This is a genomic window from Cytobacillus sp. FSL R7-0680 (assembly GCF_038009245.1).
Classification (GTDB): Bacteria; Bacillota; Bacilli; order Bacillales; family Cytobacillaceae; genus Cytobacillus; species Cytobacillus kochii.
The window spans coordinates 2,017,085-2,043,334 of record NZ_JBBPAO010000001.1; the positions used below are offsets into that span (position 1 = coordinate 2,017,085).

A 26,250-nucleotide genomic window follows, 5' to 3' on the forward strand; every position below is an offset into this window, starting at 1 on the left:
CTCATATTCTCCACTCCTCGTTTAATACCTTTTTTGGAATTTATTTCTGATCAACACAGCAATAGAATTCATCACAATTAACATTACTAGTAATACAATAATGCCCCCCGCTGCAACGGCATGAAACTCTTCTTGCGGTCTACTCGTCCAGTTATAGATTTGCATTGGTAAGACAGTAAACATATCGAAAACAGATTGAGGTAAAAACGCTAAGAAAAGTGGTAAACCAAGCACTACTAATGGTGCCGTTTCCCCGATTGCTCTAGAGAGAGCTAAAATTGCTCCTGTTAATATGCCAGGTAATGCAGCCGGCATAACCACCCTTACAATTGTTTGCCATTTATTAGCTCCCATTCCAAATGACGCTTCTCTTAATTCCATCGGTACACTTCGAATCGCCTCTTGAGACGCGACGATTATGATTGGTAATACGAGTAAACTCATCGTTAAGCCTGCGGCCAATACACTTGTTCCTAAAGTTAATGCTCTCACAAAAACCGTTAATCCTAATAATCCAAAAACAATCGACGGGACACCTGCTAAGTTAGATATATTAATCTGAATCAGTGAGGTAAACTTATTTTTACTCGCATACTCCTCTAAGTAAATGGCTGTTCCTACACCAAGTATAAGCGTCACAGGGGCAACAACACCCATTAACCAAATGGTCCCTATTAAAGCTGTTTTAATACCCGCTTGTTCTGGATCACGTGAAGGTAAAGATTGCAAGAACTGCCAGTCTAAATAACCAATTCCTTGAGTGATAATGCGATACAATAATATCGCAAGAACCACTAATGCAAACGCAGTCGCCAACATGAACAAACCTTTAAAAACGGAATTTTTCCATTTTCGTGGTGACATTTTCTTTAGTACTTGATCATGATTAATTAATTTCATACTAGTATTCCTCCCTAAAGCGCTTGGAGATGAATTGGGCGAGCATATTCATGAACAATGTGAAAATAAACAATGTAAATCCAACTGCGTAGATACTATAATAGATGGTCGTACCATATCCAGCATCTCCCTGACTGACTTGGACAATATAAGCCGTCATTGTTTGAATACTACTTGTCACGTCAAAGCTTAAGTTAGGCGTGGAGCCTCCTGCAACAGCGACAATCATTGTTTCACCTATTGCTCTTGAAATTGCTAATACAATAGAAGCAACAATACCTGAAACAGCGGCAGGTATAACAATTTTAATGGCCACTTCAAGTTTTGTTGCCCCTAATGCATAAGCCCCTTCTTTCATCACTTTAGGTACAGACGACATGGCATCTTCTGATAATGAGGCAATCATCGGTGTAATCATAATCCCGATAACAATCCCTGGGCTAAGCGCATTGAATATTTGCAGAGATGGAATCATTTCTCTAAGCACTGGTGTCACAAAAGTGAGAGCAAAAAACCCATAAACGATAGTAGGTACGCCTGCTAATACTTCTAAAATAGGTTTAATAACTCTCCTTGTTCGGTCACTCGCATACTCACTCAAGAAAATAGCTACAGCGAGACCAATCGGGACTGCCACAACTGCAGCTATAAGAGCAACTTTTAACGTTCCTGAAATAAGCGGTAGGATTCCATATGAGCCTTGTGTTTCAGAAAATGGATACCACTTTTGTGCGGTAAAAAATTCTTTGATACTTACGTGACTGAAAAAAGTCGTCGTTTCCACAAATAATGTTACAACGATCCCAATCGTCGTTAATACTGACACAATCGCGGTTAATAATAAGATAACTGGAACAATCTTTTCTGACTTCAGTTTATTTTTACTTTTAGATTTTTTTTGTTGTATAAGTTCTTGCACAGAAAACGCTTTTTCTTCTTGTTGTATATTCATAGTTGATCCCCCCTTCATTACGATGATGATCTCTCTTCATCATTCAAACACTTATTTTAAATCTTCAATTGTTGATAACCCTGTTTCATATTCTTCATCTTTTAATTTCACATAACCGACATCTTCTGAAAGTGCCCCCGCATTTTCTAATGTGAACTTAACGAATTCATATGTTTCTTCATTCTTTAGGGAATCATTTTTCACGTAGATATATAAAGGACGTGATAATGGTGCATACTCCCCTGATTCAACCGTGTCATGAGTCGGCTCTACCGGACCATTCCCACCATCGATTGGAACAACTTTTAGCTTATCTTGATTCTCAACATAATAAGCAAATCCAAAGAATCCAATGGCATTTTCGTCCCCTGCTACACCTTGAACAAGGATGTTGTCATCTTCTGACAGTGTCGCTTGTTCTACAATTGGCTCATCCTCCAGAATGATTTCATTAAAGTAATCATACGTTCCAGAGTCTGTTCCTGGAGAATAAAATTTGACTTCCTCATCTGGCCATTCTGGTCTAATATCTGACCATTTTTTTGTTTCTCCCGTATTGATCCATAACTCTTTCAATTCTTCGATAGTAAGTGAATCGACCCAATCATTCTCTTTATTTACAACGATTGATAATCCATCGTTGGCTAGCTTTAATTCTGAATACTCAATTCCTGCTTCTTCAATTTGGGTTTTCTCTTCATCTTTAATTTCTCTCGAAGCGTTACTGATATCCGTTGTTCCTGCAATAAACTGTTTAAATCCTCCACCTGTTCCAGAAGAAGCGACTGACACTTGTACGCCTGGCTGATCCATACTGAATTCTTCAACAACAGCTTCCATAATAGGATAAACTGTAGAGGAGCCATCAATTTTGATTTCTCCTTGTAACTGTTGATTTTCTTCACTAGTTGTTTGCTCTCCATTACTTGAACTGTTCGCACCGCCATTTGCTCCACATGCCGTTGTAAAAGCAAGAACAGAACCAATCATTAATGTTGATGCCACATACTTGAATCGTTTCTTCATTAGAAATATTCCCCCTAGAAAATCAGTTGTTTTGTCCTACAAACCCATCATAAGACCTAAACGTTAATAGGAAATAAATGTCGTGTAAATATTCTGTAAACCAATGTGAAGAAATGTAAAGTGAAATTTAGGGAAAATCATATCTCATTTTTGGAGTGAGCATTACCTTGCAAACAAACAATGCTGTAAAAGCAAAGTAATGAACATGGGGATTGTCGAGGCACTCCTTAGTAAAAGAACGATAATATAGAGGTAGTTGTGTAGGATTGTCAGCGTTCTTTGCCTCTTTCACTTCTGATGTTATAAACTAAAACTAAAAGAAAAGCATAAAAATAACTCGGATTCCCCCTTTAAAATAGGGTGAATCCGAGTTTGATTGTTGATTAGTATCTGTTATGCTTGTGTTTTTCAAAACAAACAAGCTTATTCATCCTCTTCTTTGTTAACATCAATTACTTCTTGCTTCGTTAAATCTTCTGGTTTCTTACTTTCTTCTTTCGCACGTTCTTCTTTTAATTCAAAGTATTCATCCATGACGCGTTCGGCAATAATCATGTTTGCTTTATGGCCACTTCCACCTTCATAGGCCCAAGGGACCATGACAGCAATTGCCACTTCTGGATTATCAGAAGGTGCATAACCAACATAGCTGATATTCATTACTTCAGGTGGCTCATCATAATTACTACGTAGTGGTCCATCATAGAAAGCCTCTGCTGTTCCTGTTTTACCTGCAGGGTCATACTCTTTATCACCAAAGAAGGATAGTGCCGTACCTTGTTGTTCTTGTGCAACTTGACGGAATCCCTCTTTTACACGTTCAATCCAAGAAGCATCCATATCAAGTTTATTAAGAACTTTCGGCGATATTTCTTCTACAATAGGGCCTAATTCTTCATTTTCTAATAAAGGCTCCCTAATTTCTTTTACTACATGAGGCTCCATTCTATTCCCGCCGTTAGCAATCGTGGATACATATTGCACGAGCTGCATATTAGAGTACGTATCATACTGTCCAATCACTAAGTCCAACATAAATCCAGGGAGTTGACTCATTCCTTTAAATCCTGTTTGTTCATTTGGTAGATCAATCCCTGTTCTAACGCCTAAACCAAACTGAGCAAACGATTCTCTGATTGTATCAAACCCTTTAGGATCTAACGGCAATGATTTATTATAGCGATATGTGCCGCCTCCAATTCGAATGGCTGTTTCAAACATATACACATTGGATGAAACCCTTAATGCGTACAAATCACTAATTGGTCCGAACGTTTTCCATGATTTTTTTACAGGTGTACCAGCAATTTTTAATGGCTGGTCATTAATTACTGTACCAGGTTGAATCACACCTTCCTTATAGCCCGTAAGAATAGTAGCCCCTTTGACTACGGAACCGGCGTTATAAGTGGTCGTAATATTCCCTAACGCATCATCCGTCATTCTTGTTCGGCCTGTTTCCTCATCTTTCACAAGCCTTCTACCAGCCATTGTTAAAATTTCGCCGCTATACGGATCCATTAACACGACATAGGCTCTATCTAAAAGACTGGTTCCTCCAGTTTGTTTAGCCGCACGCAACTCTTCTTCAATGATTTTTTCTGTTGCTAATTGTAAATCCATATCGACACTTAATACTAAATCTTTCCCCCGCTGCCCTTCTGAAATTGTAACCGTTTCTAGAATCGTACCACCTTTATCAGTGACATTTTTCACTTTGGCTTTTTGACCATGGAGGACTTCTTCGTATTGATATTCAAGATAACTTTTACCTACACGGTCATTTCTTGAATAATCTCTTGCTAAATAGTAATCAAGCATTTCTTTCGGAATACCTTCTTCAGAAGAAGAAACAGAACCAAGGACAGATTTCAATGTATTATCAAAAGCATAGTAACGGTCCCAATCAGTTGTTGTATCAACCCCTGGAAGATAATCTAAATTTTCGCTTACTAGGGCGAATTCCTTTGCAGTTACTTCATCATTTTTAACAACTTGTGGTGTAAAGGCATACCCACTAGAGAACTCTCGATAAATCGCAAGCACTTCCAAGTCGTCTTCTGTCAGTTCATCCAATTCTTCTTCCGTAATACGATCTAATGTTAATTGATAGACATCTTTATCGTAATCGGCTTCTTCGTCCTCGCGAATATTTTCCTTTTCTTTCTCTGTTACCTTTTCATCCGCGCGATCAGGATTAATCATAATCCAATAATCTTTTTCATCTCGTTCCGTGACTTTTTCTGTATCTTTTTCAATTAGTTCCGCTAATTTCTCAGCAGTATCAAGCATTTCCTCTTGACTAGCTCCATTATTTGTATATGTAATGGCATTCTGCGGGATATTATCGACAATAATCTTTCCTGTACTATCAAACATCTTTCCCCTAGGTACAGGGTTATTTACAGTGATTTCTTCTGTTCGTTCTATTTCTCGCTTATAGTCATCACCGTAGACAATCTGAACAAACCCTAATCTAAAAATAAGTACAGAGAACAACACAAAGACAATTAAGAATAGCATGTTCAACCGAAAGGACACACGATTCTTCTTTTTCTTTTTATTCAATTGCTAAAACCACACTTCCCTCTTAATTACATATACTTATTTTAAAAGAAAACCAAAAATAATTCTATTCATAACTATAAGGAAATGATAGTTATTTTGAATATTTTTTTCACATCATTCGATATTCTTTATAAAGAAATAGATCATACTATGCCCAATCCCTAATATTACTAGCAATATCGGCAAGATCACATGATCATCAAAATAGATTACACCCACTATAAAGAACAACAAAGATAATATTCTACCGATGTTCAAGAATAATTCCCTTACAACAATATATTCAATTCTCATTTCTGCCGCTTTCCAGGCTGTGCCTATTACATCATAAGTCATTGAAGAATAAGGAACGAGTAATAAAGGATAAGCGATTGCAATTAATGCCGCATAGAGCAAAAGATTAACGTAGGTTATATGAAATACTAACAGGAAAATTGACAGAAATAATAACACACCTCCAGCTAACACTGCTCTTTTCCTATGCTCTTTCTTAATCCATCTTGAAGCAATATAATAACAAACTAATGCGATACCTGAATTTAATAATCCGAATGTACCAAGTGCTAATTCGCTCCCCGTAGCTATAAACACAAAGACAGAAACGACAAACGCATATGTACCTTCACGAAACCCTTGGAAAAAATGAGCATTTGTAATCCTCTTCCAATTCTTATTATACTTTCGTTCTTCTATAATCCGCTTAAAAAAATATTTTCCATTTGCTGGACGCCTTTTAATAGAAAAGCTTAAAAATACGGCAATCGCGAATAATGCTAATGAAATTCCAAATATGACTGAATAACCAGTATAAGCCTTCATTTTTGAAATAATTAAACCGGCAGAAATAGGACCAATCATACCACCAAATGATGAAAGTAACCCGAGAAAACCATTAAAAAAGTCTCGATTTTCTGGATCGGTTATTTCAAATGTTAATACATTAAACGCAAGCCAATAAAAACCAGAACCTATACCTAATAAAGAACCTAATAAAAGGAGATATGACGACGCTTTATCCCCTACAAGAAGCACAGAAATATAAAAGAAGGCAAGAAATATAACCCCTAACCTTAGAACAATGACACGATCTACTTTTTTCGCCCATTTGCCCGCAATAATAAATGCAATAGGTTGCAGAACAACAGCAGCGAGGTTATATAAGCCTAAATCCACGTATTCACCAGATTGCTTCCACAAAAAAATATTCACAAAAGTATTGGATAACGCAATACTTAAGGAATATAATCCTCCAATTAGCAGCAACAAAACAAGGTCTCTGGTCGGCTCAATATTTCCAATCACTCTCTGCAATTTACTCATAAAAAAACTCCCCTTCGATTCTACAAATAGTCTCCTTCAAAAACGATGGAGTTATGCAAGAAAAGGAAGATCCTCATTGAAAAAATATTTCATGTCACTTGGTCTTCTTACAAAGAACAATTATGGTTAGACAATCGAAGCCCATACATTAGGAAAGAGTGACATTTATTAGACAGCAATGTAAAAAAGCACTATTTCAATGAATAGCGCTTTTTTTAAGATTATAGATTTATTTTGGCTTTTACTTCGCTTCTTGATATCTTCTGCCTACTTCGTCCCAATTGACAACATTCCAAAACGCTTTTATATATTCAGGACGTTTGTTTTGATAGTTTAAATAATAAGCATGTTCCCAAACATCTAGCCCAAGAAGGGGTGTTTTGCCTTCCATTAATGGCGAGTCTTGATTAGGTGTGCTCGTTATGGCTAATTCTCCATTATCAACAACTAACCATGCCCAACCCGATCCGAAGCGACCAGTAGCTGCTTTAGCAAATTCATCCTTGAAGTCGTCAAAGCTACCAAATTTACTAGCTATCGCATCTCCTAAATCGCCTGTTGGTGTACCCCCTCCATTTGGTGAAAGAACTTCCCAGAATAAAGAATGGTTGGCATGTCCACCGCCATTATTCCTGACAGCTGTACGGATATCTTCAGGAATATCATTTATATGGGTAATTAATTCTTCTACACTTTTCGATGCGTATGCACTTTTTCCTTCAATTGCATTGTTCAAGTTAGTTACATAAGTATTATGGTGTTTCGTATGATGGATATTCATTGTTTCCTTGTCGATATGTGGTTCTAAAGCATCATAAGCATACGGTAATTTCGGTAGTTCATAAGCCATGTAAACATTCCTCCTACTAAAAAATATAATCATATGCAGACATCATTAAAATGTCTTCTTATATTTTCTATACCACTTTGCCATAGAATCAAACATAAAAATTAATTTTTTTATAGAACAACAAATAAGAAATAGATAATCATCACTACTTGAACAATTCCTTTAGTAATGATGCTACTTATGAATCCTACAAGTGACCCAAATCCAACTAAGACCGCTTCCTTAAATGGGCGACGATGTACAATTAATTCTGCGATAATTGCCCCGACTATTGGTCCAAGTAATATACCTGCCACCGGGATAACAAAAGGACCTACTAGTATTCCAATAGTGCTTCCCCATATTCCAGCTTTTGTCCCACCATATTTTTTCACACCAACCATATTAGAGATATAGTCGGCACCAAATAGTAATATTACAAATAAAATTTGAATGGACCAAAACAGTACACCAAAAGGTTCAAAGGAATAGAATAATCCATAAACAATAAAGCCAGCGGCAATAAAAAGTACACTCGGGATAATTGGATAAATCAATCCGATAAAAGCTATAACAAATAAGATGATAATGAGTGCCCAAGCTAAAATATCCATAACCGTTCCCTCCTATTCATAACAAAAACTTCTCATAGTCTCGCCATAATTAAAACATTAAAATGTTATCTTTTCCATCGAAAGATTTTAAAAAAAGAGGTAAGGAACCAACCCTTACCTCTTTATAATACTCAATCTTCGCCTAATACAGCCTCTGCAATATTAACTGCATGATCACCGATTCGTTCTAGATTACTTAAGATATCCACATATACAATCCCTGCTTGTCCAGAACATACTCCTTCACTTAAGCGAATGATATGTTGTTTACGTAATTTACGCTCCATTTTATCTATTTGATCTTCTTTTTGTACAACATGTTGTGCTGCTTCTTTATCATTATGATCTAGCGCTTCTAATGCTTCAGAAACCGTAGAGATCGTTAATTGGAACATATCATCTAAATCTTTCATAGCGGATTCCGTAATACTTACCTTATTGGCTTTCTTATAATCCATTAATTCAACGATATTTTCGAAATGGTCACCCATTCTTTCAATATCTCTAATCGTATCCATTAGAACCGTATGTTCAGCCGATTCGCTATTAGATAAAGAACTTCTAGAAAGCTGAATAAGATAATCTGTAATTTGTCTATCCAGATTGTTTATCGCACTTTCGATTTGATAAGCTTTTTCACCATGTTTAGGAGAACCATCTATTAAAAATGATCGTGTCTCATTTAATCCTTCAACAGCAAATTGACCCATTCGAAGTACCTCTTCTTTTGCTTGTCCAAGAGCAATTGATGGCGATTGCTGAATAAAAACAGCATCTAAATGTTTGGCTTTTTGCTCAATCACTGTATCTTCACCCGGAATAAGCTTCGTCACAATATAGGCCAGAACAGCCACAAATGGCAGTTGAATCAACGTGTTAGTAATATTAAATGTTCCATGAGCGAACGCAATTGTCAGCTCTGGATTCAGTCCAAGATTCGCTTGGAACATTTCAACCAATAAAGTAAAAGGATGAAGTAATATTAAAAAGATGGTAGCTCCAATTAAATTAAACGTTACGTGAACTAGCGCTGCTCGTTTAGCTGCAACTGTAGCCCCAAGTGAAGCTAATACGGCAGTTATCGTTGTACCAATATTATCTCCAAATAAAACTGGAAGAGCTGCATCTAAGTTAATTAACCCCTCAGAAAATAGGCCTTGCAATATTCCAATTGTCGCACTTGAGCTTTGCACAATTACTGTAAGCACAGTTCCCACAAGAACACCTAATACTGGAATCTCACTCATACTAACTGTCAAGTCATGAAAGCTTTGTAAGTTACTTAACGGTTTCATACCACCGCCCATTAACTCTAATCCATAAAACAATGCCCCAAAACCAAATATAATAGACCCAATGTTTTGCATACGGTTATTTTTAAAGAAGACTAAGCATAATACCCCAATCGCTAGGATTGGCAACGCATATTCACCAATATCTAGACCAATTATAAACGCTGTAAAGGTTGTCCCAATATTCGCACCCATAATTACGCCTATCGCTTGACGTAGATTCATAAATCCAGCGCTAACTAATCCTACTGTTAACACCGTCGTTGCAGAACTACTTTGAATAAGCATCGTTACTAACATTCCTGCTAGTACACCCATTAATGGATTTGTGGTGAATCTATCCAAAATATCTCTAAGACGATCTCCAGCTGACTTTTGTAGACCATCTCCCATCGTTTTAATTCCGAGAAGGAAGATACCTAATCCACCGACAAACTCAAATATCATCTTTTGAATATCTAATTCCAAGCTTTTCAACCCCTAGAAAGTATTTCAACACTAATGTAAACCCCACACTATTATTAAAGCTTTCTCTATTAATGTAAATAGTGTAACGGTTAAATTTACAAACCTTTAATATTTTTCCCTTATGTTACAATTAGATGACAAAGGATTAATTATTCAAAAAACTTATTATTCTTGTATGACGAAAGTATTGTCGTTAAAATAAGTAGAATAATGACAAGTAAGGACGTGGAAAATTTTTGAATATCTTCAAACAATTTATAAGAAGCATTTATTCTCCAAAAGACATTGCAACATTTCGTCAGCAGGGTATAGGAAAGACTATAGGTTATGTTTTTTTTCTCACTTTCCTATCCATTATCCCCACTATTTTTTTTCTCAGTACATCCGTCTTCAATGGTGTACAATCAATGGAATCAACAATAATGGATGATTTGCCTGAATTTGAGATTGCTAATGGGACATTACAAGCAAATGAAACAGCACCTATTACTGTTGAGAATGATGGTGTGACCATTATTTTTGACTCTAATAATATTGTAAAGAAAGATGAAATATTACAAACAAATGATACCATTGCCATTCTACAAGACGAATTGGTGTTCATTAGCGGAAACAATCAACAATCCTATAGCTATAGTATGCTCGGTGATATCAATATTGATAAATCAACCGTTATTGAATTAATACAAACGGCAGATTCTTGGTTAATCATTTTAATTAGTATCTTCGCTATTGTACTGTATTTATTTTCTGTAGCCATGCGCTTAATAGAAATTTCCATTATTGCCTTAATCGGTATAATGATTGTGAGAATTGTTCAGAAGACACTTCCTTATCGCTACATGTGGCGAATAGCCGCTTATAGTATCACGTTATCAACAGTATTTTTTATTATCATGGACACACTACAAACCGTTGTTCCAAATGGAGCACTTATTAACTGGTTAATATCCATCATCATTCTCATGTTAGCCATCAAAGAAATACCTCATCAGAAAAAGGAAATACCTGAACAATAATGGAATCATACTGTAGACGCCTATACCGTCTGCAGTTTTTTTATACATAATCTGTTCTAATTAGATATGTACATGCATAAGTATGATAATGATTATTCTATAATGACGGGAGCTTGTAAATATGAGAAGAATTTCAGCCTTCATCTTAATTATTATCATTGCATTTGCTGTATACGTCGATCTTTCCAAAGGAACTCTCCCTAAACATATTGCACCCGTTGTCGCAGAGGTCACAAATTTAGAAAAAGGCGAACAAGAGGTAGGCCTTACTTATTTCGAAAAAGAAGTGAATCGGGGAGATACCGTTCTATCCATTATTGAGCAGCAAAATATGAACATCGAAAATCTTCCAATTAATGTTATTGCTGAAGATTTCAGCACATTAAATAACGGAATAAAGCCTGAAGAAATTCAATACGGCAATACCTATAAATTTCCTTCATATAATAATGAAAACTAAATGCTTAGCATCTATTTCTTGTCAATTCAATCACTTCATTGATACAATAGTTGATGATAAGAGCTTACATTGAGAAGTTCAAATATATTTTTTATATATAAAGGAGCGAATCTCCATTGAGTGAAATGATACATCGTACGAAAACTCGTCCGGTAAAAGTGGGACCGCTAACCATTGGCGGAAGTAATGAATTATTTATTCAAAGTATGACTACAACGAAAACTCATGATGTAGAAGCAACCGTTGCGCAAATTAAACGATTAGAAGAAGCAGGATGCCAAGTTGTTCGCGTAGCATGTCCAGATGAAAGGGCAGCTAATGCGATTGCTGATATAAAAAAACAAATCGATATTCCACTTGTCGTTGATATCCATTTTGATTATAAGTTAGCCTTAAAAGCCATTGAAGGTGGAGCTGACAAGATTAGAATTAACCCAGGTAATATTGGAAAACGCGAAAAAGTGGAAGCTGTTGTAAAAGCTGCTAAAGCGAAAGGTATTCCTATTCGTATTGGTGTAAATGCAGGTTCATTAGAAAAACGCATTTTAGAAAAATACGGCTATCCTACAGCAGACGGAATGGTTGAAAGTGCACTTCACCATATTAAAATCCTGGAAGACCTAGACTTCCATGATATTATCGTCTCCATGAAAGCGTCAGATGTCAATTTAGCGATTGAAGCTTATGAAAAAGCAGCTCAAGCTTTTGATTATCCTCTACACTTAGGGATTACTGAATCCGGAACATTATTTGCCGGTACAGTAAAAAGTGCAGCTGGCTTAGGCGCAATTCTTCATAAAGGTATCGGAAATACGTTAAGAATTTCATTAAGTGCTGATCCAGTTGAAGAAGTAAAAGTGGCTAGAGAGCTGTTAAAAGTATACGGTTTATCATCGAATGCTGCGACACTCATTTCTTGTCCGACTTGTGGTCGTATCGAAATCGACTTAATTAGTATCGCGAATGAAGTTGAAGAATATATTTCAACAATTAAAGCACCAATTAAAGTCGCTGTTTTGGGCTGTGCCGTTAACGGCCCTGGTGAAGCAAGAGAAGCTGACATTGGCATTGCTGGAGCACGAGGTGAAGGTTTATTATTCCGCAAAGGGAAAATTGTCCGCAAAGTACCAGAAGATACAATGGTCGATGAATTAAAGATTGAAATTGATAAAATAGCTGAAGAGTACTTTGCAAAACAAAAAGAAGAAGAAGAAAACGCCAAAGAAACAGTTTAAATAAACAAAGCGCCTAGGGATACTCCTAGGCGCTTGTTGTTCATTATTTAAAAGAATGGCATAATAAAAATCCCTACTAAGAGCGATACTATACCGATACCAATCGCCCAAGTGCCAAATCCTCTAGCTCCTTTGCTATTTGCAACAATACCAAGTACGATCCCTGCAGCTCCAAGAAATATCGGCATAATGAATAGTGAAAGGATTGATAATACTAAAGCAGTAATACCTACTCCTCGGCCACCACTACGCGTTCCTTTTCTATCGTCAATATCCCTTCCCCTGTCCTCATCATAAGTTACAGGAGCAGCAATTTCGGCTGCAGTTTCTTCTGAATAATCGCTTGAGACTTCATACTGGTTCTCATCAACTCTGTCACGACGAAGCTGATCTTCATCATATTTACGCATCTGATCTGCCATCATGATCCCTCGCTTTAATGGTATCCACTTTTTCTGTGGTGGAGCATTTATTATTATTAACAAGCGTTACACTTTTACTTGTGTTAAGATTTTCTAGCAACAAAAAGGCTTTTATGGTTTATATAATGAAAAGTTTCAGCTAAAATTAGGAAGTAGAGATAAAATGAAGTGAACGGTTAAATGTTCAAGTTTTAAAGGAGAGCAATGAAATGAAAAAACGATTCGGAATTGATATCGATGGAACTGTCACGAGTCCAGCGGCAATGATTCCTTTTATGAACAAAGCATTTGGTTTACAACTTACTTTAGAAGACATAAAGCAATATGACTTGTATCCGCTTGTAGATATAGAACCTCAAGCATTCGATCAATGGTTTAAAGAAAATGAACCGGAAATTTATCGCCAGTCAACCATTGTACCTAACGCAAAAACAATATTAACACAATGGAAAGAAGAACATGAACTATTTTTTATTAGTGCACGCTCAACTCATTTGATGAGCGTAACTGAAAATTGGTTCATACAGAATGGCATTACTTTTGATCATATTGATCTTATTGGCTCTCATGATAAAGTCTCAGCAGCTAAACAATATGATATTGACATATTCTTCGAAGATAAACATGATAATGCTGTTATGATCCATGAGGCGTGTCAAATTCCCGTCATATTGTTCGATACACCCTATAACCGCTTACCGACTCCAGACGGCGTAAAACGGGTGACAAGCTGGAAGGAAGCAGCCACATGGGTTGAGAATTGGTTAAAAGTATCTGTGTAATCTTACTATCTTCACATAAAAAACCCCTCATATATGAGGGGTTTTTCCAATTAACAACATTCTGGGCATTTTCCGTAAATTTCAAATTTATGCCCAGAAACATCATATCCTTTTAAGTTTTCTGCCAGAGTATTCATCGGACAAGTTTCTATTTCTTTTGTTTTTCCACAATCCAGACAGATAAAATGATGATGATGATGTTCATGAGAACAAGTAAACCGAAAATGTTTTTCACCAGATAACTCGGTCATCTCAAGAATATCTAAGTCAACAAACAACGATAAATTACGATAAATGGTATCAAAGCTCAAGCCCGGATAATCTGGTTTCATTTCCTCTAAGACTTCTCTTGCCGTTAAGTACTTATTACTATCCGCAAATAGTGCAAGCATTTCTTCTCTCTTGCCTGTATGCTTATAGCCTCGATTTTTCAACAGTTCTAATGCTCCACTCACATTCATGACTGATTCACCCTTTTTTTGCAATTATACTTTAGCTGGTCTAGATGTCTTTACTTTCTTTAAAAGTATCGTTACTAATAATATTAACACAGCAATGATCACAATGGTTCCTCCAGGAGCAAGATCTAAGTAATATGCTAAAAATAAACCGCCAAGTACTGACACTTCCCCAAAAATAACTGACAATAAAATCGTTTGCTTAAAGCCCTTTGCAATCCGCATACTCGCAGCAACCGGTAAAGTCATAAGTGCGGATACGAGGAGAATTCCAACGATACGCATAGATGAAGCGATAACAAGTGCCACCATCACAATAAAAATAAAATGAACAATTTTTACTGGAATACCAGATGCTTGCGCATGCTCCTCATCAAAAGATAATAAGAATAGTTCTTTATATAAAGAAACAATAATGGCTATAATAATCACCGAAATGATGATAATAAGCCATAGATCTTCTCTACTTACTGCACTAACGCTACCAAAAAGGTAACCAAACAGATCTGAATTGAAGCCATCAGCGAGTGAAATAAATATTACACTTAGACCGGTTCCCCCAGAAAGTATAATAGGAATGGCAAGCTCCTGATAATGCTTGTATACAGACCTTAACTTTTCTATAAACACAGATCCTGTAACGGAAAAAGCCATCCCCATATAAACAGGATTGACTCCGCTAAAACCGGTTAGTTTCTTTTCAAGTAATAAGCTTGCTGCAATCCCAGCTAACGTTACATGACTAAGCGCATCTGCTATCAATGATAACCGCCTGACTACAATATACACACCAAGTAAAGGGGCAATAATACCAATAACCATACCAGTTAAAAAAGCATTTTGTAAAAACTCATATTCAAATATAGCAGCAATCATCATCTCACCCCTTCATGATGGTGGTGATGATCATGGGATAAGATATGAACGTCATGTCCATAAAACGTCGACATTTCAGCTTTATCAAGACGCTCAAATTCCTCTGTTTTCCCGTGGAAATGAAGAGTTTTATTCATACATGCAACATGTGATACCCGCTCAGAAACTGTCCCTATATCATGTGTAACCAGTAAAAGCGTAATGCCACGGTTTTTATTCAGATCTTCAAGCATATGATAAAATGATTGCACATGTTGTGCATCAACACCAACAGTCGGTTCATCTAATATAAGTAATTTAGGCTCACTAACTAACGCTCTTGCAATAAACACCCGTTGTTGCTGACCTCCAGATAACTCTCCCACATTACTCATTTCATATTCGCGTAATCCAACAGAATCTATAGCATCGATAACATGACGCCTATCTTCCTTTTTCATCCATTTAAATAGTCCCAGCTTTTTTGTTAACCCACTAGCAACAACCTCAAATACCGTTGCCGGAAAACCTGTATTAAATGAATTTGCCTTTTGCGAAACAAAGCCAATTTTTTGCCTGTCCTTAAATTGATTCATTTCTTCCCCGAAAAGAGTGATTTTCCCATTTTGTAATTTTAATAAGTTCAATATTAACTTGAGAAGTGTTGATTTTCCAGAACCATTTGGACCAACAATGGCTAAGAAGTCTCCTTCATTTACAATTAAATTTACCCGCTCTAATACATTATTCTTTTCATATCTAAAGGAAACATCCTCTATTTTAATCACTGGCTCTTGCAGTGTTTCCATCTTATTCACCTTCGTTTTAAGAATCATTACGATTTAGTACAAAGAGTAGTATACATGAAGTTCCTAACCTTGTAAAGGAGTGAAATGGGGCTTGTTTCATCAATTTTTGTAGAAAAATAGGCAAATTTTTCTGCACAGGTGCATACAGTTTAATGAGGAGTGATGCACATGAAAATCTTTGAGAACATCATTAATCACAAAGTCAATCACATTACCGCAGATGAATTATTAAAGTATGGAAAACAATTTAATATCTCAGTTAGCCGCTCAGAAGCGGAGCAAATCGCCCAATATCTTCGCGGTAAAAAGGTGAATATCTTTAATGAAAATGAACGAAAGAAACTTGTCAAAGAAATTGCCAATATTGCAGGTGTAGACACGGCAAAGTCAGTCAATCAAATATTTCTTATGTTTACCAATTCTTAAGTCGATTACAAGTGCCATTGACATCTACGATTTTAACAGACCATTAGAAGGGCAAAGAAGAAGCATAGAGGATCCCTCTCCTCCATGCTTTTTTATTGTGCTAAAATATCTTCTAAAAGATTTTCATTAAACGCTTCTTTACGCAACATATTAATTTCGAATTGATATGGCGGTTTCTTATTTTTCTTGTCCTCGCCAACATAAGGTGTTTCTAAGATTTTCGGTATTGTCGTAAGTTGTGGATGATGAACAATGTTGTTTAGTGCCTTAAAACCGATATGACCAAATCCAATATTTTCATGGCGGTCTTTCCTAGCTCCCTGAATGTTTTTACTATCATTAATATGAAGAACCTTTAATCGATCGATACCAATGATTTTATCAAATTCATTTAATACACCATCAAAGTCATTAACAATATCATATCCAGCATCATGAGTATGACAAGTATCAAAACAAACAGATAAATGTTCATTATGAGTTACACCATCAATAATTTTCGCTAGTTCTTCAAAATCTCTTCCACATTCTGACCCTTTTCCAGCCATTGTTTCAAGCGCGATTTGCACATTTTCATCCCCATTTAGTACTTCATTTAAACCTTCAATAATCCTTGCAATACCGTTTTCTGCACCTGCTCCGACATGTGCACCAGGATGCAAGACAATTTGCTTTGCCCCAAGCGCTTCTGTACGATCGATTTCAGAACGTAGAAAATTCACTCCTAATTCGAATGTAGCTGGGTTCGTTGTATTCCCTATATTAATAATATAAGGGGCATGAACAACAATATCACTTATGCCATTTTCCTTCATATGAGCTAGGCCTGCTTCTATATTTAAATCTTCTATTTTCTTTCTTCTCGTGTTTTGGGGAGCACCTGTGTAAATCATAAATGTATTCGCCCCGTAAGAAGCTGCTTCTTCACTGGCTGCTAACAACATTTTTTTTCCGCTCATCGAAACATGGGATCCGATTTTCAACATACAATATCCCTCTCTCTTATTTTCTTTTAATCCTTCTTTCTCTCTTCTTTATCTTTTCCATTTCCCATTTGCGCTTTCTTTTGTATCCTGGTTTTACTTTTTTCGGTTTTTGTACAAGTGAACTAGCTTTTTTATCAATCTCATCTGTTTGACGTTGTCTGTTTTTTCTTTTATTACGATCGTCAAGTTTTACCCAATTTCCTTTAACAAAATCAATATGAGTAAAAGTAACGCCCATCTTCTCTAATTTATTTAATGCGTCTTCATCTGTTGGATCATAAATCGTTAAGGCAATACCTGAAGTGCCTGCTCTCGCTGTTCTACCTACACGATGAATATAAAAATCTAAGTCTGTAGGTAATTCGTAGTTAATTACGTGACTAATTCCTTTAATATCAATACCCCTAGCAGCTAAATCAGTTGCTACGATATATTGGAATTCGAGATCAACGATTTGCTTCATCATTTTCTTTCGTTCTCGTGGGTTCAAATCTCCGTGAATTCTTCCGACTTTCAAGCCTTTAGCCATTAAACCATCCGCGACTTCATCTGCCTTTTTCTTCGTATTCGTAAACACGATGGCTAAATACGGGTTAAAAGACTGTAAAGCATCAAACACAAGATTTACTTTGTTGCGGTGTCTTGAAGGTAATAATTGATGTTCAATTTTAGCTGCGGTTGGTTGCTTCGGCTCTACATGAACATATTTTGGGTTTTCCATATATTTTTTCAAAAATGGTTTAAGCTTCTCTGGGATCGTAGCTGAAAACACAAGCATTTGCAATTTCTCTTGCATATGTGAAGCGATTTGGTCAACATCTTCCAAGAAGCCCATATCCAACATTAAGTCCGCCTCATCCACAACTAATAATGAAGCAGTATGGATAAGCAATGCCTGCTCTTTCACTAAATCATTAATTCTTCCCGGTGTACCAACAACTATTTGCGGTTGCGTTTTAAGCTTTTCAATTGTTCTTTGTTTATCTGTACCACCGATAAAGAGCTTAACTGCGATAGCATCTTCACTATGGCTCGTGATTTTTAAAACCTCTTGATAAATTTGGTTGGCTAGCTCTCTAGTTGGTGCAGTGATAATTGCTTGTACACCTTTTTTATTTGTTTGAAGTTTTTCAACCATTGGCAGAATATAAGCGTGTGTTTTACCTGTACCTGTCTGGGATTGACCAATGGCACTTTCCCCTTTTAAGACAGTCGGTATTAATCTTTCCTGTATATCTGTTGGTTCATAAAACCCTAACTTCTTTACTGCTTCTATAATAAAAGGTTTAAACTCATACCTTTCAAATCTTGTTTCATTCATTTTTTTAACTCCTCATTATCGTTATGAAATGATCATAAGTACTTGCACACATGATCACTTAAAATCGCAAACATTTACTCCATCATATTATTATAATAAAATTCCAGGTAAATAACCAGTTATACTTGTTATTCCTTCTTATCCTTTTATTAAAGATAAACCCATTTCTCCTTTTTGCATACAATGAAAGTAAAATCCCCTTTTGAGAGGAGGAGATGTGATGTATCCAGGAATGGGACCAAATCGAGGGCAGAGACCAGGCTTCCCACCACCACACCAAACACCACAAATGATGCAAAACTTATCAGGTAGGCCACCATTTCCACCCGGTATGACTCCATACGGACCAACACAACCAAGAAATAATGGTGGCATGAGAAATAACGGATCTTCAAGAAGTGGAGGTCTATTATCCAAAATTCTTGGTGGTAGAGGTGGTTCCGGTGCGCAGGCAGCCGTTAACACTGCTACTAATGCTGCCACAGAATCTAGAGCCGCTGGTGGAGCAGGCATTCTCCAAACGCTAACAAACCCAACAAATATCAGCGGTTTTTTAACAAATACACAAAAATTCTTAAATACTGCAGGGCAAATCGGTCCAATGGTTCAACAGTACGGTCCAATGGTTAAAAATATCCCTTCAATGTGGAAGCTTTATCGCGGTCTTAAGAATATGAGTTCAACAACGGAAGAAAAAGAAGAAGAAAATGAATCTAGTTCACCATCTCCGATAAAGGATAGTCATCCTACTATGTCAGTAACGAAAACTAAAAAAGAGACATCAGTCACTATGAAGTCTTTAGAAGACCAGCCAACTCAACACCCCCCTAAAAAAGCTGGTGGTCAGTCTGTACCGAAACTGTATGTTTAATCATGTGCTTAGCGCTCGCCATTTTGGCGAGTTTTTATTTTATTTAAATCGCTCATTTCCTTCATTAAGTGAATTAAAAAAATTGTTATAGTCATCTCTTAAGTACCAATATGCAAAGTGTATCTATCCTATCACCTTCATTGTCTTATTTTCATTCGTCCTTACGGAACAATAGAATTGAGCTTAAATCACCGTGGATTTCTTTTATAAATTCTCCTTTTTGTGTTATTGCTTTATGTCTTATATAATAGATTAGAAGAGATGAGTAATTTCATTCATCCAATGTTTTATTTAAAATTATATAACACAAAATATATGTTTCAGATATAGGGAGGATATTCAATGAACGTCATCAAAATATCACCAAGGGGCTACTGCTATGGTGTAGTAGACGCAATGGTGATTGCTAAAAACGCATCACTCGATAAAACCTTACCGAGGCCAATTTATATCCTTGGCATGATTGTCCATAACAAACACGTGACTGATGCATTTGAAGAAGAAGGCATTATTACTTTAGATGGGAAAAACCGTGACGATATTTTAGACCAAGTCCAAAGCGGTACGGTTATCTTCACAGCACATGGTGTATCACCTAAAATTCGAGAAAGAGCTAAAGAAAAAGGGTTAGTAACTTTAGATGCTACCTGCCCGGATGTGAGTAGCACGCATGATTTAATTCGTCAGAAGAAAGACGAAAATTATCAAATTATATATATTGGTAAAAAGGGACATCCTGAACCTGAAGGAGCGGTTGGGGTTGCACCTGAGATCGTTCACTTAGTTGAAACGATTGACGATGTTCAAGCGTTAACACTAACAAATGAAAAAATTCTTGTTACAAATCAAACAACCATGAGCCAGTGGGATGTCGGCGATATCATGGAAGAAATCAAAGAGAAATATCCTCAAGCTGAATTTCATAAAGAAATTTGTCTTGCTACTCAAGTACGTCAAGAAGCGGTTGCAGAGCAAGCAGGGGCTGCAGATGTCCTTATCGTTGTTGGGGATCCGAAAAGTAATAACTCGAACAGGCTTGCTCAAGTTTCCGAAGAAATTGCTGGCACAAAAGCCTACCGTATTGGCGATATTTCCGAGCTTAATTTAGATTGGATTAAGGATGCTCAAACGGTTGCAGTAACGGCCGGTGCCTCTACACCAACACCAATTACAAAAGAAGTGATTTCTTTTATTGAACAGTATGATCCAAAAGAAGAATCAACTTGGCTTACAGAAAAGAAAGTACCATTATCTAAAATTCTTCCAAAAATAAAAAAGCCAAAAGTTGTACAAAAGTAAGCAAAAAGCCATCTCCAAATGGAGATGGCTTTTTCTATCTTCAATTATACAAATGTAAAGGGATCCGTATGTACTTTAGAAGCAATAAACTCCACCTCTAACCCTTTTTCAGCACATTTTTTCTTCATATATTCTGCAACACCTGATTTCATCACTTTTTCGACATTATGACCAGGGTCAATAATATTTAAACCAGCTTGCATCGCATCATGCGCAACATGATAATACATATCTCCCGTAACGTAAACGTCTGCACCTTTCATCTTCGCTTTTGCATAATATTTATTGCCATCTCCACCAAGAACGGCTACTTTTTTCACAACTGATTGTAAATCTCCTACCACACGCACGCTAGGCACATCCAACACCGCCTTCACATGCTCTGCAAACTGTGCTAAGGTCATTTCCTTAATTTCACCTATTCTACCGAGTCCGAGAACTTCTCCTTGATTAGCTAATGGATAAAGATCATAGGCCACCTCTTCATATGGATGAGCCGCAAGCATTGCTTTGATAACTTTCTTCTCTAAATTAGATGGGAATATTACTTCAATTTTATTTTCTTTCACCTTTTCAAGTGTACCCGGTTGGCCAATATGAGGATTTGCTCCCTTACTTGGTAAAAATTGTCCATTCCCTTCACTTGAAAAACTACAATGACTATAATCACCTAATGCACCTGCACCAGCATTACCTAAAGCTTGCTTGACTGCTTCCTCGTTCTCTACAGGTACATAAACAGCAAGTTTCATTAAAGGTATTTCATATGTTGGTACAAGGACTTCTGTATTTTTCATCTGAAGTGCAGTTGCTAATAAATCATTTACACCACCATTAGCAACATCCAAATTCGTATGAGCTGCATAAACGGCTATATCATGCTTAATTAATTTTGTATAGATTCTTCCTGCAGGTGTATCACTGTCTAATTTCTTTAAAGGACGGAAAATCGGTGGATGGTGTGCAATAATTAAGTTAACACCTTGGTCAATTGCTTCATCAACCACTTCCTCTAACACATCAAGTGCAACCATTACTTTGCTTACTTTTTGGTTCAAGCTACCGATTTGTAACCCAATAGGATCTCCTTCCATTGCGTAGGCTTTTGGTGAAAACTGTTCAAATAATTGAATGATTTCATGTCCATTTGCTTTCTTCAAGATAATACCCCTCCAACAATAGCTATTTTCTTCTGTAAAGCAACTATTTTTTCATTATTTTCATTTGATGATTTTGCTGCTTGGATTTGACTAATTATTCTCTCCCAATTCTTTCGTTCATGTTTCCATTTTTTAATAAAAACTGCCGATTTTTCAAGTAATAAATACGGTCCTAACAAAAGACCTTCTTCTAAATCGTCGTATCCTCGATTGATATCGCCTTTCTCAGCGATTAAGATCTCATAAATTTTTTCATCTTCTTCGATTATTTCTTCATTTATTAACGCCCATCCGTTTTCACGCAGCCAAAGTCTGATAGAGATGCTACTAATATTAGGTTGGAGAATTAATCGTTTTACTCCACCTAAGCGATCTGAACCTTCTTCCAAAATGGACGCAATCAATGTTCCGCCCATACCGGCAATTGTTATTACATCTACTTCATCGTCCGTTAAAACAGAAAGTCCATTTCCTTTTCTCACGGAGATTTTGTCTTCTAATTTATCTGCTTTTACTTGTGCTAACGCTGATTGAAACGGTCCTTCCACAACCTCACCAGCAATCGCTTCTTTTGCAATCCCTTGTTTAACAGCATAACAAGGTAGGTAAGCATGATCTGAGCCAATATCGGCTATTTTCGAACCTTTTGGTATATATTGAGCAACTGTTCTTAATCGATTAGATAATTGATTTGTGTTCATTCGTTTTTCCACCACTTCTATGTATTAAGTTCTGATTATAGTATAAAAAAAGTCCCTTGCATATGCAAAGGACTTACTCGTTTATTCCAATGTCATTAACCATTCAGCCATTTCTTGCTCTTTACCAGAGACAAGTCCCCCTGGCATTGCACCTTTACCATTTGTTAATACATCAACGATTTCTTCTTCTGAAAGTCTCTCGCCAACACCCGTTAGTGCGGGTCCTACACCACCTTGATATTGGTCACCATGACAGCCAATACAAGATTGTTGATAAATTTCCTCCGGTGACGCTGCTACCTCTTCTGTTGCTTCCTCGTCCCCTTCACTTGTCAGTTCTTTGTGATCACCTAATCCTTTAAATGAAACAAGGAACATTGCGCCAATCCCAAGGATAGCAATAAGAGCGAACGGTATTAACGGATTACGATTCAATGTTTAAACCTCCCTTATGTAAGAACTTCACAATATAAGTAAGTATATACAAACAATCTCTATTTTACTGTAAAAAACGCTATTGGAAAAGCCCTAAAACGAATTTGTTATCAGCAATTCAAAATTATTTTAATAAACTGGCAAAAAAGTTTACTTCCTATCATTTATTTTTTTACCATTTTACCCCTTTTCATTCCTTAAAAATATTTTATGTATAACATGTATTGTTTAAAAGAAAAACTATCTAAAAAATAGTTTTGGGTAATTTTACACACGTAAAGTCTCTAAAGATTCACCCTCTCTAACCATTCTTAGATAGCATTTTCCTTTAATGCAAAAAATATACTCCTATTAACAACCAATCTGTCTGGCAATCACCATACGTTGTATTTCTGAAGTTCCTTCTCCAATTTCTGTTAACTTACCATCACGCATATATCTTTCTACATGATATTCTTTCATATAGCCATAACCACCATGAATTTGAACGGCCTGATCAGCGATTTCCATACAAATCTCAGATGCATATAACTTACACATTGCCGCTTCTTTGGAAAACGGTTTTCCTTGATCTTTTAACCAAGCTGCTTTATAAACCATATTTCTCGCCAATTCAATTTTCATCGCCATATCAGCTAGTTTGAATTGTATAGCTTGAAAATGAGATAACTTTCTACTAAATTGTTCACGTTCTTTAGCATACTTTAGCGCCTTCTCATATGCTGCTTGGGCAATGCCCACTGCCATGGCACCAATGCCAATTCTTCCTCCGTCAAGAGTGATTAAAAATTGCTTAAATCCATCACCCTTTTTACCGAGCAAGTGCTCAGTCGGTACGCGCACGTCTTCTAATATCAATTCAGTCGTATTAGATGCATTAAGTCCCATCTTCTCATAATTATCCAATACAGTGAACCCGTTGGCATCGGTAGGAACAATAATCGCACTAATTTCTTTATCCGTACCATTCATACTAGTGATAGCTGTTAAGGCTAAATGTTTTGCATAACTCGCATTCGTGATATAGCACTTATTCCCATTGATGATATATTCCCCGTTCTCTTCTACTGCTGTTGTTCTTGTCCCACCAGCATCGGAGCCAGCATTCGGTTCAGTTAAACCAAATGCACCAAGACTCTCACCGGTACAAATAGGTGTTAAATACTTATGTTTTTGTTCTTCGGTACCAAATAATGACAGAGGTGCGCCACCCAAAGATATGTGGGCCGAATACGTTATACCTGTTGAGGCGCATGCTTTACTTAATTCTTCAGTTACGATTGCAAAACTAATTGTATCGGCTCCACCACCGCCATATTCTTCCGAAAAGGGTAAGCCCATCATACCCAGGTCTGATAATTTCTTGAACACTTCCAATGGAAATTCTTTCGTTCGGTCTCTTTCCAATGCACCAGGTTCCACTTCTTCCATTGCAAACTCTTTAATCGTTTTAAAAATCATCTTTTGTTCAGATGTAAGGTCAAAATTCATATAAATCCTCCTTCTTATGACTTTTGAATACGCTTTCAATTCCTATTATATAATCACCTCTCTAATATTCTCAAGATTTAAAAAATTTAAAATTGTACATAGTTATGTTTCAATAATGATTTAAACATTAGAACTAAATAAAACCGCTTTATGACTCTCATGTTTTGTTTCTCAATATAGTAATAATTATCTAAATAATAAATAATTTAAGAATTTTTTACAAAAAGTAATTTGCAATATAATTAACTATTCAGTAAAATAAATTGTAAATATAAGTATGGATATTACCGTACATTTGTTTATTTATTAATATATGGTATCATATACAAATAAAGGAATTATCCACACCACTAGAAGTGAATACTGCACTAAAAAAAGATAGCTTACCCATTTAGAGTAAACTATCCTGAATTGAATTCTATTCTAAAAAGTCTTTCAGTCTTTTACTTCTGCTAGGATGTCTTAATTTTCGAAGGGCTTTCGCTTCAATTTGACGAATCCTTTCTCTCGTGACGCCAAAGACCTTTCCAACCTCTTCTAGCGTCCTTGTTCTTCCATCATCTAGTCCAAAGCGAAGACGAAGTACATTTTCTTCACGGTCTGTTAAAGTGTCGAGTACATCTTCTAACTGCTCTTTTAACAGCTCGTAGGCAGCATGCTCAGATGGAGAAGTAGCGTCTTGGTCTTCTATGAAATCTCCAAGATGAGAATCATCCTCTTCACCAATCGGTGTTTCTAATGAGACTGGCTCTTGAGCAATTTTTAAAATTTCTCGTACTTTATCTGGTGTTAGATCCATGTCTTCAGCAATTTCTTCTGGAGAAGGTTCACGGCCCAAGTCTTGTAGCAATTGGCGCTGAACACGAATTAACTTATTAATTGTTTCAACCATGTGAACCGGAATTCGAATGGTTCTTGCTTGGTCAGCTATTGCTCTTGTAATTGCTTGACGTATCCACCATGTTGCATAAGTACTAAATTTAAAACCTTTACGATAGTCAAATTTCTCTACTGCTTTTATAAGACCCATATTCCCTTCCTGGATCAAATCTAAAAACAGCATGCCACGACCGACATATCGCTTGGCAATACTTACAACGAGACGTAGGTTAGCCTCCGCTAAACGACGCTTCGCTTCTTCGTCGCCTTGCTCAATTTTATTTGCAAGTGAAATCTCTTCTTCTGCTGTTAGTAGGTCGACACGACCAATTTCCTTTAAATACATTCTTACAGGGTCGTTAATTTTTACTCCAGGAGGTACGCTTAAATCATTTAAATCAAATTCCTCTTCATTTTTTGCTAATTCTTGCGCATTGGGATCTGCATCGTCATCATTATCACCAACTAGTTCCACACCTTGATCACCAAGGAATTCATAGAACTCATCCATTTGATGAGAATCCAACTCATAATGAGACAATCTTTCTGCTATATCATCATAGGCGAGAACACCTGTCTTCTTTCCTGTTTCTAAAATCTGCTCTTTTGCTTGTTCTAGGGTCAATTCTGTTTCAACCTCTTTCGAACGGGCCGATTTTTCAGCCATTTGTC

The 26,250-nt window shown here is 36.5% G+C and carries 26 protein-coding genes; 7 read left to right on the forward strand and 19 right to left on the reverse strand.

The annotated features are described in order from the left end of the window. Nucleotides 1-21: 21 nt before the first annotated feature. The 8 genes from pstA to MKY26_RS10085 form a co-directional block, all read right to left on the reverse strand. Nucleotides 22-900, reverse strand: coding sequence for a phosphate ABC transporter permease PstA (pstA, locus tag MKY26_RS10050; protein WP_224935967.1), 879 nt, complete (start codon nt 898-900; stop codon nt 22-24). Between the two features lies 1 nt (nt 901). Continuing rightward, entirely contained in the window at nt 902-1,852 is a 951-nt protein-coding gene (pstC, locus tag MKY26_RS10055; protein WP_095372558.1) for a phosphate ABC transporter permease subunit PstC, read from the reverse strand. 51 nt (nt 1,853-1,903) lie between these two features. Further along, nucleotides 1,904-2,878: a PstS family phosphate ABC transporter substrate-binding protein gene (locus MKY26_RS10060; RefSeq protein WP_095372557.1), complete on the reverse strand. Its 975-nt coding sequence runs from the start codon at nt 2,876-2,878 to the stop codon at nt 1,904-1,906. 423 nt (nt 2,879-3,301) lie between these two features. Beyond that, nucleotides 3,302-5,401: a peptidoglycan D,D-transpeptidase FtsI family protein gene (locus MKY26_RS10065; protein ID WP_322909686.1), complete on the reverse strand. Its 2,100-nt coding sequence runs from the start codon at nt 5,399-5,401 to the stop codon at nt 3,302-3,304. A gap of 159 nt (nt 5,402-5,560) precedes the next feature. After that, nucleotides 5,561-6,766: an MFS transporter gene (locus MKY26_RS10070; protein WP_095372556.1), complete on the reverse strand. Its 1,206-nt coding sequence runs from the start codon at nt 6,764-6,766 to the stop codon at nt 5,561-5,563. A 241-nt stretch (nt 6,767-7,007) separates the two neighbouring features. Beyond that, on the reverse strand, nt 7,008-7,616 hold the full coding sequence (locus MKY26_RS10075; protein ID WP_095372555.1) for a superoxide dismutase: 609 nt from the start codon (nt 7,614-7,616) through the stop codon (nt 7,008-7,010). Between the two features lie 110 nt (nt 7,617-7,726). Further along, on the reverse strand, nt 7,727-8,209 hold the full coding sequence (locus MKY26_RS10080) for a DUF456 domain-containing protein (protein ID WP_095372554.1): 483 nt from the start codon (nt 8,207-8,209) through the stop codon (nt 7,727-7,729). A gap of 131 nt (nt 8,210-8,340) precedes the next feature. After that, nucleotides 8,341-9,969, reverse strand: a complete 1,629-nt coding sequence (locus tag MKY26_RS10085) for a Na/Pi cotransporter family protein (protein ID WP_180316948.1) — start codon at nt 9,967-9,969, stop codon at nt 8,341-8,343. A 236-nt stretch (nt 9,970-10,205) separates the two neighbouring features. On the opposite strand from MKY26_RS10085, the gene MKY26_RS10090 reads away from it, so the two are divergent. From MKY26_RS10090 to ispG, 3 genes are all read left to right on the forward strand, one after another. Then, entirely contained in the window at nt 10,206-10,988 is a 783-nt protein-coding gene (locus tag MKY26_RS10090) for a DUF1189 domain-containing protein (protein ID WP_307312886.1), read from the forward strand. A gap of 121 nt (nt 10,989-11,109) precedes the next feature. Further along, entirely contained in the window at nt 11,110-11,448 is a 339-nt protein-coding gene (locus tag MKY26_RS10095) for a hypothetical protein (protein WP_095372552.1), read from the forward strand. A gap of 125 nt (nt 11,449-11,573) precedes the next feature. After that, on the forward strand, nt 11,574-12,683 hold the full coding sequence (ispG, locus tag MKY26_RS10100) for a flavodoxin-dependent (E)-4-hydroxy-3-methylbut-2-enyl-diphosphate synthase (protein WP_180317072.1): 1,110 nt from the start codon (nt 11,574-11,576) through the stop codon (nt 12,681-12,683). A 47-nt stretch (nt 12,684-12,730) separates the two neighbouring features. Here ispG and MKY26_RS10105 read toward each other — a convergent pair whose 3' ends face one another. Continuing rightward, nucleotides 12,731-13,108, reverse strand: coding sequence for a DUF4190 domain-containing protein (locus tag MKY26_RS10105; protein ID WP_341096566.1), 378 nt, complete (start codon nt 13,106-13,108; stop codon nt 12,731-12,733). Nucleotides 13,109-13,314: 206 nt separating this feature from the next. Between MKY26_RS10105 and MKY26_RS10110 the strand changes: the two genes are divergently transcribed. After that, on the forward strand, nt 13,315-13,887 hold the full coding sequence (locus MKY26_RS10110; RefSeq protein ID WP_095372549.1) for a 5' nucleotidase, NT5C type: 573 nt from the start codon (nt 13,315-13,317) through the stop codon (nt 13,885-13,887). A 50-nt stretch (nt 13,888-13,937) separates the two neighbouring features. On the opposite strand, the gene MKY26_RS10115 is transcribed toward MKY26_RS10110, so the two are convergent. Genes MKY26_RS10115 through MKY26_RS10125 form a run of 3 tightly spaced genes read right to left on the reverse strand, consistent with a single transcriptional unit; the run spans nt 13,938 to nt 16,009 of the window. Next, nucleotides 13,938-14,348 carry a Fur family transcriptional regulator gene (locus tag MKY26_RS10115; RefSeq protein ID WP_095372548.1) on the reverse strand — a complete coding sequence of 137 codons (411 nt, stop codon included), beginning with the start codon at nt 14,346-14,348 and terminating at the stop codon, nt 13,938-13,940. A 24-nt stretch (nt 14,349-14,372) separates the two neighbouring features. Then, nucleotides 14,373-15,221 (reverse strand): metal ABC transporter permease, encoded by an 849-nt coding sequence (locus MKY26_RS10120; RefSeq protein ID WP_341098684.1) that lies wholly within the window; start codon nt 15,219-15,221, stop codon nt 14,373-14,375. Then, on the reverse strand, nt 15,221-16,009 hold the full coding sequence (locus MKY26_RS10125; RefSeq protein ID WP_307312882.1) for a metal ABC transporter ATP-binding protein: 789 nt from the start codon (nt 16,007-16,009) through the stop codon (nt 15,221-15,223). Before MKY26_RS10125 ends, MKY26_RS10120 begins: the two co-directional genes overlap by 1 nt. Before the next feature lie 168 nt (nt 16,010-16,177). On the opposite strand from MKY26_RS10125, the gene MKY26_RS10130 reads away from it, so the two are divergent. Next, the gene (locus MKY26_RS10130; RefSeq protein WP_095372545.1) at nt 16,178-16,435 is read left to right on the forward strand and encodes a DUF2624 domain-containing protein; all 258 of its coding nucleotides are present in this window, start codon (nt 16,178-16,180) and stop codon (nt 16,433-16,435) included. Between the two features lie 92 nt (nt 16,436-16,527). On the opposite strand, the gene MKY26_RS10135 is transcribed toward MKY26_RS10130, so the two are convergent. Together MKY26_RS10135 and MKY26_RS10140 are read right to left on the reverse strand one after the other, a co-directional pair. Further along, nucleotides 16,528-17,421 carry a deoxyribonuclease IV gene (locus tag MKY26_RS10135; RefSeq protein WP_251163394.1) on the reverse strand — a complete coding sequence of 298 codons (894 nt, stop codon included), beginning with the start codon at nt 17,419-17,421 and terminating at the stop codon, nt 16,528-16,530. A 16-nt stretch (nt 17,422-17,437) separates the two neighbouring features. Further along, on the reverse strand, nt 17,438-18,742 hold the full coding sequence (locus tag MKY26_RS10140) for a DEAD/DEAH box helicase (protein ID WP_095372543.1): 1,305 nt from the start codon (nt 18,740-18,742) through the stop codon (nt 17,438-17,440). Nucleotides 18,743-18,962: 220 nt separating this feature from the next. Here MKY26_RS10140 and MKY26_RS10145 point away from each other — a divergent pair, with 220 nt between their 5' ends. Then, entirely contained in the window at nt 18,963-19,613 is a 651-nt protein-coding gene (locus tag MKY26_RS10145; protein WP_233435220.1) for a YqfQ family protein, read from the forward strand. Between the two features lie 342 nt (nt 19,614-19,955). Continuing rightward, nucleotides 19,956-20,912 carry a 4-hydroxy-3-methylbut-2-enyl diphosphate reductase gene (locus MKY26_RS10150; protein ID WP_095372542.1) on the forward strand — a complete coding sequence of 319 codons (957 nt, stop codon included), beginning with the start codon at nt 19,956-19,958 and terminating at the stop codon, nt 20,910-20,912. Nucleotides 20,913-20,956: 44 nt separating this feature from the next. Here MKY26_RS10150 and MKY26_RS10155 read toward each other — a convergent pair whose 3' ends face one another. The 5 genes from MKY26_RS10155 to rpoD form a co-directional block, all read right to left on the reverse strand. Next, complete coding sequence (locus MKY26_RS10155; RefSeq protein ID WP_095372541.1) at nt 20,957-22,072, reverse strand: Nif3-like dinuclear metal center hexameric protein; 1,116 nt, start codon at nt 22,070-22,072, stop codon at nt 20,957-20,959. Next, nucleotides 22,069-22,773, reverse strand: coding sequence for a tRNA (adenine(22)-N(1))-methyltransferase (locus MKY26_RS10160; protein ID WP_307312877.1), 705 nt, complete (start codon nt 22,771-22,773; stop codon nt 22,069-22,071). The genes MKY26_RS10155 and MKY26_RS10160 overlap by 4 nt, the downstream gene beginning before the upstream one ends. A gap of 81 nt (nt 22,774-22,854) precedes the next feature. Continuing rightward, nucleotides 22,855-23,208, reverse strand: coding sequence for a cytochrome c550 (cccA, locus tag MKY26_RS10165; protein ID WP_095372539.1), 354 nt, complete (start codon nt 23,206-23,208; stop codon nt 22,855-22,857). A gap of 351 nt (nt 23,209-23,559) precedes the next feature. Beyond that, nucleotides 23,560-24,699: an acyl-CoA dehydrogenase family protein gene (locus tag MKY26_RS10170; protein WP_095372538.1), complete on the reverse strand. Its 1,140-nt coding sequence runs from the start codon at nt 24,697-24,699 to the stop codon at nt 23,560-23,562. A gap of 418 nt (nt 24,700-25,117) precedes the next feature. Continuing rightward, complete coding sequence (gene rpoD / locus MKY26_RS10175; RefSeq protein WP_095372537.1) at nt 25,118-26,245, reverse strand: RNA polymerase sigma factor RpoD; 1,128 nt, start codon at nt 26,243-26,245, stop codon at nt 25,118-25,120. Between the last annotated feature and the right edge of the window lie 5 nt (nt 26,246-26,250).